Raw genomic sequence first — 12,554 nt, forward strand, 5'->3', positions numbered from 1 at the left:
AAGCTGTCCTTTGTGTTTGCGTGTCTGCGAAAAAAACCATGACAACACTTTAGCAGCTTCAGCTGATTTGATGGCTGTTTCAGCCAAACGTCAGCTGTACCTTCGCCGCCAGGTTTTTGTCGCTGGCCATCTCCAGCGCTTTTACCACATCCTGCTGCGGAAACTCGGCGGAAAGCAGCGGAAGAGGATTGATGCGTCCGCTCTCCAGCCAGCGCACGGCAATCTCAAATTCATTGATGAAGCGGAAGGAACCGGCCAGCTCGATCTCTTTAACCAGTAGCGATCCGAGCGGGAACTCCAGCGAAGCGGCACCCATCCCCAGCTGTACAATCCGGCCTTTCGGCCGGGTAAATCCCACGGTAGAAGCGATGGCAGCAGGGGCGCCGGACGCTTCAAAGCAGACGTCAAAATAGCCGCCGTTCTCCTGCCAGCGGCTGGTAGTGGGGAGATCGCCAGGATCTACGGCCCGGGAGGCGCCCATTGCCAGCGCCAGCGTCCGGCAGCGTTCGCTCATATCGGTGGCGACAATCTCTGCGGCGCCCGCGGCGAAGGCCGACGCCATCACCAGGCAGCCAATCGGCCCTGAGCCGGTCACCAGCACTTTTTTACCCACCAGATCGCCTGCCTGGTGGATGGCGTGGATCGCCACCGCCAGCGGTTCGGCGAAGGCGATGATTTTGGCATCGGCCTCATCGGCATAGGGGACGCACTGCGCCGGGCTGACGGCGACAAAGCTGGCGAACCCGCCCTGAACGTGCGGGAAGAACTGCGCGCTGCCCATAAACTTCATGGTCCGGCACAGGTTCTGCTTGCCGGAGAGGCAAAATTCGCAGCTATTACAGGGTTGCGAAGGGTTAACGGCCACGCGCTGGCCTGGTTTCAGGGCGCTTCCTGCCGGCGCTTCGACGATTCGACCGACAAACTCATGCCCCAGCGTCATTGGCTCTTTCAACACCGACATGCCCGCACGGCCATGCTGAAAATAATGAATGTCCGAGCCGCAAATTCCGCCGCGCTCGACCTGCACCAACACCTGGTCGTCCCGACACTCCAGCATACGCGGCTGATTGCTGACCTGGTGCGCCGCGCTGACTACGCTGGCAATAATCTCTTTCTGCTTCATAACAAATCCTCAGGCTTTTGACGGGGTTTTTAACGGCTTCTGGCGCGCTTCGTCTGCGTGATCCTGCTCTGGATCGTCGGGCAGCGAGATAACTTCAATCTTACCTACCAGAAACAGGTAGGCGAGGAAACCGATCAGCGCCACGGCGGCGATGTACCACATGGCATACTGGAAGTTTTGCGTGCGTTGAAGAATAACGCCAATAACGATTGGGCTGATAATGCCGGACAGGTTGCCAAAAATATTCAGAAAGCCGCCGAGGGTGCCAATTAAGTGACGCGGGATGACGTCACTACAGACTACCCAACCCAGATTGGAGAAGGCGTTGGCGAAGAAGGCTACCGACAGAATGCCAATCGCAATGGTCGGGCTGTGCTGGAAGAAGTTAACCAGCGCAATCGAGGTGGTCACCAACAGACCAGACATGACCGGAAGCTTGCGGGCAAAGGTCCGGCTGTGGCCTCTCTTGAGCAGCATATCGCTGAGCGTGCCGCCGCAAAGGACGCCTGCCATCGCCATCAGATAAGGAAACATTGCGCCCAGTCCGGCCTTAGCGATGGATAATCCCAACCCTTTTTCAAGGTAGACAATAAACCACGTCAGGAAAAAGTAGAGGGTTGACGAGGCGGCAAACTGGGCGATAAATAATCCCCATACCGTACGCTGGCCCAGAATATGCTTTACGCTGGCCCAATTTACTTTGCCGTTTCCACTCTGCTGATTAGCGGAACCGTACCCGCCTCCCTGGCGAATATAGTCGAGTTCCGCATCGTTAACTTTTTTGCTGTGCTGCGGATCGCGATAGGCCACCAGCCAGTAAAGACCAAACAGGATGCCGACGCCGCCGGAAAGATAGAAAGAGGCTTCCCAACCGTATTCAGCGACGATCCACGACAGCAACGGCGTTAATAAAGCCAGGCCAATATATTGGGCGCTGGAATAAAAAGCCGTGGCGCGGGCGCGTTCATGATCGGGAAACCAACTGGCGATAATTTTAGTATTGGAAGGGAAAGAAGGCGCTTCCGCGATGCCAATCAGCGCCCGGCACACCAGCAGCATAATGAAGGAAGCGGTGGCGGTGGCAAACAGATGGTGGGAGGCGAAGCCCATCACAAAGGTAAACACGCTCCACAGCACAATGGCGCTGCCGTAGAGAATTCTGGAGCCAACCCGATCCAGGATGTAGCCTACCGGGATCTGGCTCATGGCGTAAAACCAGGTAAACATGGAGAACAGCAGCCCCAGCTGTGTCGGGGAGAGTTCAAACTGCCCCTGAATATGGGAACCCGCCACCGAAAGATTGGCGCGGTCCATATAGTTAATCGCGGTCACCACAAAAAGCATCAGCAGGATGGTCAGGCGAGAGCGGGTGGGTTTCATGGTCATTTTCGTCCCTGTGACTTAATAAGCCGAAGTCGTTTTGGTGGATAGCGGGAGGTGGCTGCTGAAACGGGTTAACGCAGTCAGCAGCACGGCAAATACCAGCGAACCGCCCATAAACACGTAAGAAGCGTCGGGACTGCCGGTGACGCCGTTCAGGTAGCCGACGATCCAGGCGCCAACAAACGATCCCAGTGCGCCGAAGCAGACCACGAATGACATTGCGCCAGCGGCCACGTTGCGGGGGATTATCTCTGGAATAGCGGCAAAAAAGGGACCATATGGCGTGTACATGGCGCCACCGGCAATCACCAGCAGGGTCCAGGAAAGCCAGAAGTGGGCGGGGCCGATGCTGAAGGAGGCGATAAAGCAGGCCGCTCCCAGTCCCAGGAACAGCAGCACGATCGATTTACGCTGTTGATATTTATCTGAGAACCAGGACGCGCCCAGCATCAGAGGAACCGCCAGGACATAAGGCGCGGCAGAGAGCCAGCCCGTGGCCACAATTCCCATGCCGGAGGCGGATTTCAGCATCGAAGGCAGCCACATAATGAAGCCGTACATGCCGATATTCCAGAAGAAGTGAATGAACGCCAGCGCCAGCACTTTAGGCGAGCTTAGCGCCTCGCGGTAGTTTTTCACCGGCTTGATATTTTCCTGCTCGGCGGCCAGAGCCTGCTCAACAGCCTGTTTCTCTCCCTCGGTCAGCCAGCGGGCATCTCGCGGGCGGTCGGCGTAAATCACCCACCAGATCACTGCCCACAGGATCGCTGGCGCGCCCTCAATAATAAACATCCCTCGCCAGCCCACGGCGTTAACCAGATAGCCGGAGAGAATTGACATCCATAGCACCGTAATTGGGTTGCCGAGAAACAGGAAAGTATTGGCTCTGGAGCGCTCTGCTTTGGTAAACCAGTGGCTGAGAAAAATCAGCATTGCGGGCATGACCACGCTTTCGGCCACGCCAAGCAGGAAACGTATCGCCGCCAGCAGGGCAATGTTATGCACCATCCCGGTTGCGGCAGCGAGCACTCCCCACAGCAGCAGACTCCAGAAAATCAATCTTTTGGCCGAGTGCTTCTCGGCATAAATGCCGCCGGGAACCTGAAAGAAAAAATAGCCGAGGAAAAAGAGCGCTCCCAGCAGCGAAGAGACGCCGGGGGTGATGTTCAGGTCTTCAGCCAGGCCTGCCGCCGCGCCGAAACCATAGTTTGCCCGATCCAGATAGGCCAGGCTGTAGGTGATAAAAGCGATGGGAATTAATTTCCCCCAGCGGCTGGCCGGTAATATCCCTGTAAGAGTCTGGTTCATAGTATTTTCCTGAGCAATCTTAATGTGTAGGGCACGAGGCCGGATCTTGATGCCCGGCAAGATGATTATTCTGCTGTGCTCGTGCGGGCGTTATAAGGTGGCGAGCCAGCCGCCATCGACATAAATGATCTGACCGTTAACGTAGTTTGAGGCGGAAGAGGCCAGATAGACGGCGGTGCCGATCAGCTCGTCTGGTTTCCCCCAGCGCCCGGAAGGGGTGCTGTTACGTACCCAGCTGTCGAACTCGACGTTATCAACCAGCGCCTGGTTCATCTCCGTCAGGATGTAGCCGGGGCCGATGGCGTTGCTCTGAATATCGTACTGCGCCCATTCGGCGGCCATCGATTTGGTTAGCAGTTTGATTCCGCCTTTGGCAGCGGTGTAGGGGGCGACCGTGGCTCTTGCCGCCTCGCTGGTCAGCGATCCGATATTGATGATTTTGCCGCCGCCTCCTCGCGCAACCATTCTGCGTGCGGCCGCGCGGGCTATCAGAAACGCGCTGGTCAGGTTAACGTCCAGCACTCGCTGCCAGTCGCTAAGCGCCAGATCCAGCATGGGCTGACGAAACTGAATTCCCGCGTTGTTAATTACAATATCAACCTGAACATTCTGCTCATCGAGTTGTTTAAACGTGGCTTCTACCGCTGCTTCATCAGCAACGTCGAAAAGGAAGCCGCGCGCGTTTACCCCTTGCTTTTCCAGTCCGGCGAGAGCGGCCTGCATATGATGCTGCTGGGTGCCATTGAGGATGACGGCGGCTCCGGCCGCTGCCAGTCCCTGAGCGTAGGCCAGCCCCAGCCCGCGCGTAGAACCGGTAATCAGCGCCGTTTTGCCAGCCAGCGAGAACAGTGAAGACATAGAGACTCCTGTGATTATTCATGTAACATGACTAACAAGTTAGGCGTTTAGATTTACGTGACGTTGCGAAAATCAGCAATCCACAGCTTTCTAAAATGTCGTCCTGGTCACAATAAACCGCATCAGGATAAAGATAATGGCTATTAATATAGTTATAAAACAGATTGTTATGTGTGATTGTGTGATTTGAATCACAAAATAAAACGGCGTGAAACTATTCCTTGCTAATCGCCGTGCAGAGATGTTAAAAAAGCCAGATACCTGTAGGACAAGTTAGCGTATGCGTTGACAACGGTGGTTTTGCTGGCGTCCATGTGCCAGCAGCATAGAATGACGGCATACAGCAAACGGGGGAAAGGCGTGACACTGGAAAGCGTGCAAAAGCATAACGTGGTGAACGTTATCTATGAACAAATGAAAAGGAATATCCAGGACGGCGTTTGGGAGCCGGGCTGCAAGCTGCCTTCGGAGTCCGAGCTCACGCAGACTTTTAACGTCAGTAGAGTGAGCGTTCGCAGCGCGGTGCAGAAGCTTCGCGATCTTGGCGTGGTCGTTACGCATCAGGGAAAGGGCACCTACGTCACCAGGGACATTGGCCGCTACGGTGCGTTCAGCGATAATCAGCCGATTCTGCATCTGTCTCAGGAAGAGTTTGATGATATGCGGGTGTTTCGTCAGACCGTTGAATTTCGCTGTATGGATCTGGCCGTTGAGCAGGCGACCGAAGAGGATATCCGGCTGCTGGAGCAGGCGCTGAACCGCATGTTGGTGAGTAAGGATGACTATAAAAAATATTCCCAGGCGGATTACGACTTCCACCTGGCGATTGTCAAGGCGTCTCATAACAAGGTCTTTATCCATGTGATGGAGTCGCTGAAGAATATTTATATTCACTATCTTGAAGAGCTTAACCGGGTGCTGGGCATCACGCTTGAGAGCGTGGAAGCGCATATTAAAGTCTTTATGGCGCTGAAAAATCGCGATGCGGCAACCGCCAGCGAGACCCTGAATAGCGCAATGGCCCACAATGTGGGCGCGATTGAAGAAGTGAAGCTGATCGAAAAATAAAGCTGAAAAACCTCGTGATGAGGTTTTTATTTACGTCATACATGTAGGACATCATACATCATAGCGGTGATGCGGAGAGACTTATGGAAACCTTGAAAATTACCAATATCAAAACGCTGCTGACGGCCCCGGGGGGAATCGATCTGGTGGTGGTGAAAGTTGAGACTAACCAGCCGGGATTATACGGGCTGGGCTGTGCCACCTTCACCCAGCGCATCTTTGCCGTGGAAGCCGCCATTGAAAATTACATGAAGCCCTTTCTGCTGGGGAAGGATCCGCTGCGCAGCGAGGACATCTGGCAGTCGGCGGCGGTTAGCGGCTACTGGCGCAGCGGTCCGGTAATGAACAATGCGCTTTCCGGAATTGATATGGCGCTGTGGGACATTAAAGGCAAGGTAGCCGGGCTGCCGGTTTATCAGCTGCTGGGCGGGCGCTGCCGGGATGGCATTCCGCTTTATCGCCATTGCGACGGGGCCGATGAAGTCGAGGTCGAGGATAACATCCGGGCGCGGATGGAAGAGGGCTACCAGTATGTTCGCTGCCAGATGGGGATGTACGGCGGGGCGGGCACTGACGATCTAAAGCTGATCGCTGGCAAACTGGCGAGGGCCAGGAATATCCAGCCGAAAGTTTCCCCGCGCAGCCGCACGCCAGGCATCTATTTCGACCCGGATGCTTATGCTCGCGCGGTTCCCCGCCTGTTTGACCACTTGCGCAACAAGCTGGGCTTCGGCGTGGAATTTATCCACGATGTTCACGAACGCATCACCCCGGTGGCGTCCGTTCAACTGGCGAAAAGTCTTGAGCCGTATCAGTTGTTCTTCCTGGAAGATCCGGTTGCGCCTGAGAATATCGACTGGTTGAAAATGATCCGGGCGCAGAGCAGCACGCCGATTTCAATGGGGGAGCTGTTTACCCACGTTAACGAATGGAAACCGCTGATCCAGCAGCAGCTGATTGACTACATTCGCTGCCATGTCAGCACCATTGGCGGCATCACGCCAGCGAAGAAACTGGCGACCTATGCAGAAATTCACGGCGTGAGAACCGCCTGGCACGGGCCGGGAGATATCTCTCCGGTTGGCGTTGCGGCCAATCTGCATCTGGATATGAGCGTGACCAACTTTGGTATTCAGGAGTACACGCCGGTTAATGAGGCGCTGATGGAAGTGTTCCCCGGCTGCCCTGAAATCGACCGTGGCTATGCCTATCTCAGCGATCGCCCAGGGCTGGGGGTAGATATTGATGAAGAGAAAGCCCGGCGCTTCCCGGTGACGGGTGGCTTGCCGGACTGGACCAACGCCCGCCTGCCGGACGGCACGGCCGCCCGACCCTAGCGGCTAGCGTTGCCCTGGAACCGTGGTGTCGCCTGCGCCCAGCGTGCATTGCATCATCACGGTGTCCAGCCAGCGGCCGTGCTTAAAGCCCACCGATCTCAGCACCCCGGTGAGCTGAAACCCCAGCGAGCGGTGCAGGGCAAGCGAAGCCGCATTTTCGCTGTCGCCAACCACCGAGACCACCTGACGAAAGCCTGCCGCTTCGGCAAGGCGTAGCGCCTCAGTCAGCAACGCGCGTCCTGTCCCGCGTCCGGTATGCTCGGGATGCAGATAGATAGAATCCTCGAGGGTAAACCGGTAGGCGTAGCGGGGGCGATAAGGCGCGAGGTAGCAATAGCCAAGCACGGTCTTATCTTCCAGCGCGACGAGCCAGAAACCGCCTTTCTCCTGCACGTTCGTCAGCCTGGTCAACATCTCTGCCGCCAACGGCGGTTCGGTTTCAAAAGTGGCCGTACCCTTTTCAACGTGCCATGCGTAAATCTGCTGTATTCCTGCAATATGAGCGGCCTGCGCCGTGACTATTTCCATTCTTCTCTCATTGATAGGCTGGTCTGGCAACTATCGTAACGCTAATCTGTTAGCCGTGGCAGAGAGCAGGGTAATAGGAAAATCTTATGAGGGCGTTCAGGCAGGATAATTTTGTCGCAGGGCTGATTTTTGTGCCGAAGAAATGCCCGTCGGGCAATCTGGTCAAGCCGTTTCCAGCCCGTAAGCCTGACGGGAGAAAATAATGACGGGTTGCTGCGGCTAAATATTTTTCTAAGAGGACATTTCCGGTTGCCAGAGAATTTCACTGTGGTAGGGTAGGTGCCGTTAAATATATTGCGGCACTTCCTGATGGTTATTTTGTTAATAGCGATCGCTCAGCGCGGCGAATATTTACCCCGAAACTGCCAGAGTGGTCAGCACTATTTTCACAGCGAGTGGCGTGATTTTTTCTTCTATTTTTAGTGTCAGCACGTAAAAAATAACAAGGACTCATCATGCGAACCAGAGAAATTTTGACCTTAGCTATTACAACCCTTGCCAGTGCTTCTCCAGCGTTTTCCGCAGCGTTACCAGGCAAAGGTGTAGTCGTTAACCCGGTACAAAGTACCCTGCCAGAAGAAACCTTCCAGACAGAACTGATTAATCGGGCGCTGGAGAAGCTGGGCTATGACGTTCAGCCAATCAAAGAAGTGGATTACAACGTTGCCTATACGGCCATCGCCAGCGGTGATGCAACCTATATGGCGGTGAACTGGGACCCGTTACAGAAGGATATGTACAGCTCAGCGGGTGGCGATACCCGGTTTTATCGTCAGGGAACCTATATCTCCGGCGCGGCGCAGGGCTACCTTATCGACAAGAAAACAGCCGAAAAATATCACATCAGCGATATCTCCCAGCTTAAAGATCCCACTCTGGCGAAGCTGTTTGATGCAGATGGCGACGGCAAGGCCGATCTTGCCGGCTGTAACCCTGGCTGGGTTTGCGGTTCGGTCATCAGTACCCAGATTGATGCCTATGGTCTGAGTAACACCGTGGAGCAGAATCAGGGGAATTACTCGGCAATCATTGCCGATACGCTAACCCGCTATAAAGCCGGAAAGCCGGTGCTGTACTACACCTGGACGCCTTACTGGGTCAGCGATGAACTTAAACCAGGTAAGGACGTGGTGTGGCTGACGGTGCCGCATTCCGCTAATCCCGGCAGCCAGAAGGACCTGGATACCACCTTGCCGAACGGCAAAAATTACGGCTTCCCGGTCAATAACGAGCATATCGTCGCCAACAAAGAGTGGGCGCAGCAGCAGCCTGCCGCCGCGAAGCTGTTTGCCATCATGAAGCTGCCGCTGGCGGATGTGAACGCGCAGAACCTGAGAATGCACGAAGGACAGGGGACTTCCGCCGATATTGATCGCCACGTTGACGGCTGGATTGCTTCACATCAGGCTACCTTTGATGACTGGGTGCAGCAGGCGGCGGCAGCCGCGAAATAGTAGCCTGATGCCTGGTAAATAGCTGGAAAGGAAAGCAGGGCGTAGCGTTAAATAAGGGCCGGAGGTCGGCCCAACTTTAACCAAATTAAAAAAGGGATAATTCAAAAATTTGCCGGTCAGATCGCGAAAGCGACTCCGGCAATTTTTTGCCCGCGCCTGTGATAATTGTCACAACAGGTCGCAGAACTATTAATCATTCACGCTATCTGCACCCTCGTTTATAAAATTAGTTCTCGGGTCCGCAAACAAAAAAGCCCTCCCGCAGGAAGGCCTCAGGGCAGACTGTCGCGTGAGCTAGCTGCGTTTTGCCCGCTCTTCCGTCACTTTTTGCGCAATGCGATCGCCAATTGTCTGGTCGATATTGCGCCAGTACTCAAAGGCTCGTGACAGCACCGGCTCTTCCACGCCGTTAAGCAGATGTCCCGTCACATTATTCACCAGGCGATCGCGTGCAGGCTGATCCATCACTTTATTGATCAGCGTGTTGGCCTGGCCGAAATCATCATCATCCTTGCGCAGCGTGTAGGGCGCGCGCACCATTTCACCGCTGGCAGGCCAGGTTGAGTCGGTAGGATAACGATCGCCGTCCGCCGCCGGTCCGCCCTTGGAGTTAGGCGCATAGACCGGATCGGACACCGGGTTAATGCGCATCACGCCATCTTTGCTGTAGCTGTTGACCGGCGAATGGGGAGCGTTCACTGGGATCTGCTTATAATTGACGCCCAGCCTCGCGCGGTGCGCGTCAGCATAAGAGAAGACGCGGCCGAGCAGCATTTTGTCCGGGCTCAGACCGATGCCGGGCACCAGGTTGTTTGGCTCGAAGGCGGCTTGCTCAATCTGAGCATGGTTATCGGTAGGGTTACGATCCAGGGTCAGCTTACCGACCGGTATCAGTGGATAATCGTCGTGCGGCCAGACTTTAGTCAGGTCGAAGGGGTTATAGCGATAGGTTTCCGCTTCCGCAAACGGCATGATCTGCATATGCAGCGTCCAGCTTGGGAAATTACCGTTTTTAATCGACTGAAACAGATCGCGGGTATGGTAATCACCGTCCTGACCTGCCAGCGTATCGGCCTCCTCCTGCGGCAGAAACTCTATGCCCTGATCGGTCTGGAAGTGGTATTTCACCCAAAACTTCTCGCCCTGCGCGTTAACCCACATATAGGTGTGGCTCGAATAGCCGTTCATGTGACGCCAGCTTTTCGGGATTCCCCGATCGCCCATCAGTATCGTTACCTGATGCGACGACTCTGGCGACAGCGTCCAGAAATCCCACTGCATATCATTGTCGCGCAGATTGTTATCCGCACGGCGCTTTTGCGAGCGGATAAAATGCTGGAACTTCATCGGATCGCGAATGAAGAACACCGGCGTATTATTCCCCACCATGTCGTAGTTGCCTTCCGTGGTGTAGAACTTGATCGAGAATCCACGCGGATCGCGCCAGGTATCCGGGCTGCCGCGCTCGCCAGCCACGGTTGAAAAACGCATCACCAGCTCAGTTTTAGTTCCAGGTTGGAACAGCGCCGCTTTGGTGTACTGGCTGACGTCGTGCGTGACTTCAAAATGACCAAAGGCGCCGCTGCCTTTGGCGTGCGGCTGCCGCTCAGGAATGCGCTCGCGGTTGAAATTCGCCATCTGCTCGATCAGATAGTGATCGTGCAGCAGCACCGGGCCATCGGGCCCCACGGATAACGAATGTTCATCGCTGGCAACCGGAATGCCAGCATCAGTAGTAGTAGGTTTATGGGTATCATTGCTCATTGCAGTCTCTCCGACTTATCGTTGCATCTTGGATTAAAAGATAGAAGAGACCGCCAGGATTGCACACAAACTGTCAGGGTATTTGTCGGCGAAGAGCACAAGATTAACGCCTGCGCGAATGTGTTAAGTTTTGTTTACAATATGACAGCCTGCCAGACGGGGTACAGGCGCCGTTGTTGTGCCATCCTTTTTTTATAACGGAGGAGGCAAAATGAAACGTGATGTACTGAGTGAAGACTATTATGATGAGGTTTGCCGGGTGATTGGCGATGCGGTTATTGTGCTGGCAGAAAGCGGCTACAACACTAATCGGGAAGTGCTGTCGAACCTGCTGAAGAAAACCAGGCGCGACCGTTCGGATGCCGATCGGGATGAGCAAAAGATTCTGGAACATGCCATTCGCCTGGTGAAGCCTGACTAAACCACAGGTGCGGCCAGCAATTACTCCTTTTCTGATAACAAGGCAGTCCCTTGATGAAAAAAATCGGTTTTCTGTCATTCGGCCACTGGACTCCGTCACCGCAATCGGCGACGCAATCGGCGGCCGATGCGCTGTTGCAGTCCATCGACCTTGCCGTAGCAGCTGAAGAGCTGGGCGCTGACGGCGCCTATTTTCGCGTGCACCATTTCGCCCGTCAGCTCAGCGCGCCATTTCCTCTGCTGGCTGCCGTAGCGGCAAAAACCAGCCGCATTGAAATCGGCACTGGCGTTATCGATATGCGCTATGAGAATCCTCTTTACATGGCGGAAGACGCTGGCGTGGCGGATTTGATCAGCGGGGGCAGGTTACAGCTGGGTATCAGCCGCGGCTCACCCGAGCAGGTTATCGAAGGCTGGCGTTATTTTGGCTTCGAGCCGCAGCCGGGAGAAAGCGATGCGGATATGGGCCGACGTCATACCGAAAGGCTGCTGGAGGTGCTGCGCGGAGAGGGTTTTGCCAAACCGAACCCTCAGCCGATGTTCCCTAATCCTCCCGGCCTGCTAAGAACCGAGCCTTTCTCCGAAGGCCTGCTCGAGCGTATCTGGTGGGGCTCTGGTTCCAACGCTACCTCTGTCTGGGCCGCTAAGCTTGGCATGAACCTGCAAAGCTCCACGCTGAAAGATGATGAGACCGGCGAGCCGTTCCATATTCAACAGGCTAAGCAGATCCGTGCCTACCGGGCAGCCTGGCGGGAGGCTGGGCATACGCGTACGCCGCGCGTCTCCGTCAGCCGCAGCATCTTTGCGTTGATGGATGCGACCGATCGCGCTTATTTCGGCAGCAGCCGCGAAGGCGGAGATCAGATTGGCTATCTCGATGAGAAGACCAGGGCTATCTTTGGCCGTAGTTACGCGGGCGAGCCGGAGGCGCTGATTGCGCAGTTAGCTAAAGATGAGGCGATTGCCGAAGCGGATACGCTGCTGCTGACCATTCCGAATCAGCTGGGCGTTGATTACTGTGCGCATGTGATGGAGGCGATCCTGAAGCATGTCGCGCCAGCGCTGGGCTGGCGCGACTAGTCATGCGGTTATCCGCCGCTGCTCTGGCTGGCGTCCGTTGAGGTTGTTGCAGGTTGCGCAGTCGTAGAGGCTGCGCTCTGGCTGGCGTCCGTTGAGGTTGTCGCTGCTGGCGTAGTCGTGGAGGTCGCGCTCTGGCTGGCGTCCGTTGACGTTGTCGCTGCTGGCGTAGTCGTGGAGGTCGCGCTCTGGCTGGCGTCCGTTGAGGTTGTCGCTGCAGGCGTAGTCGTGGAG

The 12,554-nt window shown here is 55.5% G+C and carries 12 protein-coding genes; 5 read left to right on the top strand and 7 right to left on the bottom strand.

The features are described from left to right. Nucleotides 1-79: 79 nt before the first annotated feature. The 4 genes from idnD to NG99_RS16790 all read right to left on the bottom strand — a co-directional run bounded on the left by idnD (nt 80) and on the right by NG99_RS16790 (nt 4,672). Nucleotides 80-1,123 carry an L-idonate 5-dehydrogenase gene (idnD, locus tag NG99_RS16775; RefSeq protein ID WP_034895389.1) on the bottom strand — a complete coding sequence of 348 codons (1,044 nt, stop codon included), beginning with the start codon at nt 1,121-1,123 and terminating at the stop codon, nt 80-82. A gap of 9 nt (nt 1,124-1,132) precedes the next feature. Beyond that, complete coding sequence (locus NG99_RS16780; protein WP_034895439.1) at nt 1,133-2,503, bottom strand: MFS transporter; 1,371 nt, start codon at nt 2,501-2,503, stop codon at nt 1,133-1,135. 21 nt (nt 2,504-2,524) lie between these two features. Next, entirely contained in the window at nt 2,525-3,814 is a 1,290-nt protein-coding gene (locus tag NG99_RS16785; protein ID WP_034895391.1) for an MFS transporter, read from the bottom strand. 90 nt (nt 3,815-3,904) lie between these two features. Continuing rightward, the gene (locus tag NG99_RS16790) at nt 3,905-4,672 is read right to left on the bottom strand and encodes an SDR family oxidoreductase (RefSeq protein ID WP_034895393.1); all 768 of its coding nucleotides are present in this window, start codon (nt 4,670-4,672) and stop codon (nt 3,905-3,907) included. Nucleotides 4,673-5,032: 360 nt separating this feature from the next. On the opposite strand from NG99_RS16790, the gene NG99_RS16795 reads away from it, so the two are divergent. Continuing rightward, nucleotides 5,033-5,740, top strand: coding sequence for a FadR/GntR family transcriptional regulator (locus tag NG99_RS16795; protein ID WP_034895440.1), 708 nt, complete (start codon nt 5,033-5,035; stop codon nt 5,738-5,740). 83 nt (nt 5,741-5,823) lie between these two features. Continuing rightward, nucleotides 5,824-7,077, top strand: a complete 1,254-nt coding sequence (locus tag NG99_RS16800; RefSeq protein ID WP_034895395.1) for an enolase C-terminal domain-like protein — start codon at nt 5,824-5,826, stop codon at nt 7,075-7,077. Between the two features lie 3 nt (nt 7,078-7,080). Here the strand turns inward: NG99_RS16800 and NG99_RS16805 are convergent, their stop codons facing one another. Next, nucleotides 7,081-7,605, bottom strand: coding sequence for a GNAT family N-acetyltransferase (locus NG99_RS16805; protein WP_034895397.1), 525 nt, complete (start codon nt 7,603-7,605; stop codon nt 7,081-7,083). A 455-nt stretch (nt 7,606-8,060) separates the two neighbouring features. Here NG99_RS16805 and proX point away from each other — a divergent pair, with 455 nt between their 5' ends. Continuing rightward, on the top strand, nt 8,061-9,059 hold the full coding sequence (gene proX, locus NG99_RS16810) for a glycine betaine/L-proline ABC transporter substrate-binding protein ProX (protein ID WP_034895399.1): 999 nt from the start codon (nt 8,061-8,063) through the stop codon (nt 9,057-9,059). A 294-nt stretch (nt 9,060-9,353) separates the two neighbouring features. Here proX and NG99_RS16815 read toward each other — a convergent pair whose 3' ends face one another. After that, on the bottom strand, nt 9,354-10,823 hold the full coding sequence (locus NG99_RS16815; RefSeq protein WP_034895401.1) for a catalase: 1,470 nt from the start codon (nt 10,821-10,823) through the stop codon (nt 9,354-9,356). A 211-nt stretch (nt 10,824-11,034) separates the two neighbouring features. On the opposite strand from NG99_RS16815, the gene NG99_RS16820 reads away from it, so the two are divergent. Beyond that, nucleotides 11,035-11,244, top strand: a complete 210-nt coding sequence (locus tag NG99_RS16820; RefSeq protein WP_034895403.1) for a DUF2767 family protein — start codon at nt 11,035-11,037, stop codon at nt 11,242-11,244. Between the two features lie 53 nt (nt 11,245-11,297). Then, a complete protein-coding gene (locus NG99_RS16825; protein ID WP_034895405.1) occupies nt 11,298-12,323 on the top strand; it encodes an LLM class flavin-dependent oxidoreductase in 1,026 nt (341 codons plus the stop codon). 8 nt (nt 12,324-12,331) lie between these two features. Here the strand turns inward: NG99_RS16825 and NG99_RS29720 are convergent. Then, nucleotides 12,332-12,554, bottom strand: a 223-nt coding sequence (locus NG99_RS29720; RefSeq protein ID WP_198138799.1) for a hypothetical protein, incomplete at its 5' end; no start/stop codon positions are given.

This window comes from Erwinia typographi (assembly GCF_000773975.1).
Taxonomy (GTDB): domain Bacteria; phylum Pseudomonadota; class Gammaproteobacteria; order Enterobacterales; family Enterobacteriaceae; genus Erwinia; species Erwinia typographi.

What these genes read in the sequence shown, in the direction of transcription:
- idnD (WP_034895389.1), bottom strand. Translation starts at nt 1,123, where the DNA reads ATGAAGCAGAAAGAGATTATTGCCAGCGTAGTCAGCGCGGCGCACCAG.
- NG99_RS16780 (WP_034895439.1), bottom strand. Translation starts at nt 2,503, where the DNA reads ATGAAACCCACCCGCTCTCGCCTGACCATCCTGCTGATGCTTTTTGTG.
- NG99_RS16785 (WP_034895391.1), bottom strand. Translation starts at nt 3,814, where the DNA reads ATGAACCAGACTCTTACAGGGATATTACCGGCCAGCCGCTGGGGGAAA.
- NG99_RS16790 (WP_034895393.1), bottom strand. Translation starts at nt 4,672, where the DNA reads ATGTCTTCACTGTTCTCGCTGGCTGGCAAAACGGCGCTGATTACCGGT.
- NG99_RS16800 (WP_034895395.1), top strand. Translation starts at nt 5,824, where the DNA reads ATGGAAACCTTGAAAATTACCAATATCAAAACGCTGCTGACGGCCCCG.
- NG99_RS16805 (WP_034895397.1), bottom strand. Translation starts at nt 7,605, where the DNA reads ATGGAAATAGTCACGGCGCAGGCCGCTCATATTGCAGGAATACAGCAG.
- proX (WP_034895399.1), top strand. Translation starts at nt 8,061, where the DNA reads ATGCGAACCAGAGAAATTTTGACCTTAGCTATTACAACCCTTGCCAGT.
- NG99_RS16815 (WP_034895401.1), bottom strand. Translation starts at nt 10,823, where the DNA reads ATGAGCAATGATACCCATAAACCTACTACTACTGATGCTGGCATTCCG.
- NG99_RS16820 (WP_034895403.1), top strand. Translation starts at nt 11,035, where the DNA reads ATGAAACGTGATGTACTGAGTGAAGACTATTATGATGAGGTTTGCCGG.
- NG99_RS16825 (WP_034895405.1), top strand. Translation starts at nt 11,298, where the DNA reads ATGAAAAAAATCGGTTTTCTGTCATTCGGCCACTGGACTCCGTCACCG.